Below are 1,618 nucleotides of genomic sequence, written 5' to 3' on the forward strand. Positions count from 1 at the left end.
AGGGTCCGGTTCACCTCGATCTGGTTGGGGATCAGCCCCTCCACCACGCCCACGCCCCGGGCGCTGCCCATCTTCTCGCTCCATCGCATCCCGCACACCGGGTAAACGTCCAGCCCCGGCACCATCTGCTCGGGCTGGTAGATCACCGTCTGGGCAGAGCGGCAGAATTTCATCCCCTCGGGCGTCTTTTCCATATACAGCAGGCTGGTGCACTTGCCAAGGTCTGTTTTCACCTCCTGCGCGCCGGTGTACCCGACCCCGGTCTCGTCCACTTCGTCCGCGGCGATGCGGGCGATCTCCGTCTCCGCCACGCCGTTTCTGCGCGCCTCCTCCCGCACCTGGGCCACCGGCCGCCGCTCGGCAATGATGATCCACTCCTGGCTGTTGATGTCCGGCTCCTGCTCATCTGCCAGGTAAAGGCTGGTCTTGCCCACCAGCCTCATCCGCAGCCGCGGCGTGCGGTCGTGGGCCACGCTCTCGGACGGCTCGCGCGCGTCATAGCAGTACAGATAGTGGTCTCCGGCAATGCAGGCGTTTTTGATGACCGCCCATTTTTTGGAGTCCATCTTTCCCTTTTCCCACTGCACGGCCGCAAACCGGGTCAGCAGTTCACAGACCGCGGCCGCCTGTGCATCCCCGTCCATGGCGGAGTAGATCACCGCCGTATCGTTCATCGCCACGGTGGCGACCTTGTAAGTGCAGATCGGCCGGATGAAATTCAGCACCGGCAGTTCCTCGCCGCCCGACTTGATCCCATGCCACTGATCTCCCTGGTAGAAGCGGTGACAGCGCTCCACACGGCGGTACATGCCCTCGCCGTTGTGATGATCGCGTCCCGCCTCGTACTTGCGCCAGATATCGGTCGCGCCGTCCTCGCCTGTCCGCTGTCCGCTCATCTGCCCATCCTCCCTTTCGCCCGCTGTGTCTCGGGGCCGCCGCGGGCTGTCCCTGCGCCCGCTGTCCGCCTCCCCGCCGCCTTTGCGCCGCTCCGCCATCCCTCGCCGCGCACACAGACATGCTCTCGTTGCTCCTGCCTGCCGCGCGCTTTTTCGTTTTTAAACATCTCTCTGTCCCTCCGCTGTGCCGTCATAGGCGTCAATATTCGCCAGGATCGCGTCGTATCTCTGCTGCTCCGGCGGCGTCGGCCCCGCCTCGGCCGCTCCCCCCGGCGTCAGCCGGGGCGCCTCGCCCCGCGCGGCACGCAGCCCGTCCCGCAGCCCCAGCCTGTAACAAAGCGCCAAGCCCGCGCCCCACGCCGTTGCCAGCCCCAGCAGCGCCATCTCAAACAGTGTCATAAATTCTCCCCCTTTTTTGCCGCGGCCCGGCATTGGCAGCCCCTGCTCCCGGCATCCCACAGCCGCTCCCCGGCTGCAGGCTGCCAGAAAACTGTTCTCTGCCCCGGTCCGTCAGATCACCTCATATGTCCCGCCGTCTCCCAGTGCGTTCCCGGCCTCCGCCGCCGCGATCTTGAAATCGTCCCTCAAAATATCGTGCCGCCGCCGCTGCGGCTCCCTGGCCGCGTCCACCCAGTAGGCGCAAAAGCCCCGCAGCGCGTCCGGCGCATGGGTCAGCTCATGCGGTTCGCCCGCCGCGTCCTCCGGCTTCAGCGGGTCGTGCT

3 protein-coding genes are annotated in these 1,618 nt (G+C 66.4%); all 3 read right to left on the minus strand.

The window, feature by feature from the left end; translation table 11 throughout:
• A partial coding sequence (locus tag H8S23_RS13790) for a hypothetical protein (protein WP_186888933.1) occupies positions 1–896 on the minus strand: 896 nt, incomplete at its 3' end.
• 159 nt (positions 897–1,055) lie between these two features.
• Positions 1,056–1,295: a hypothetical protein gene (locus H8S23_RS13795; protein WP_186888934.1), complete on the minus strand. Its 240-nt coding sequence runs from the start codon at positions 1,293–1,295 to the stop codon at positions 1,056–1,058.
• Between the two features lie 111 nt (positions 1,296–1,406).
• A partial coding sequence (locus H8S23_RS13800; RefSeq protein ID WP_186888935.1) for a hypothetical protein occupies positions 1,407–1,618 on the minus strand: 212 nt, incomplete at its 5' end.

Source organism: Anaerofilum hominis (assembly GCF_014287275.1).
In the GTDB taxonomy this organism is placed as follows: Bacteria; Bacillota; Clostridia; order Oscillospirales; family Ruminococcaceae; genus Pygmaiobacter; species Pygmaiobacter hominis.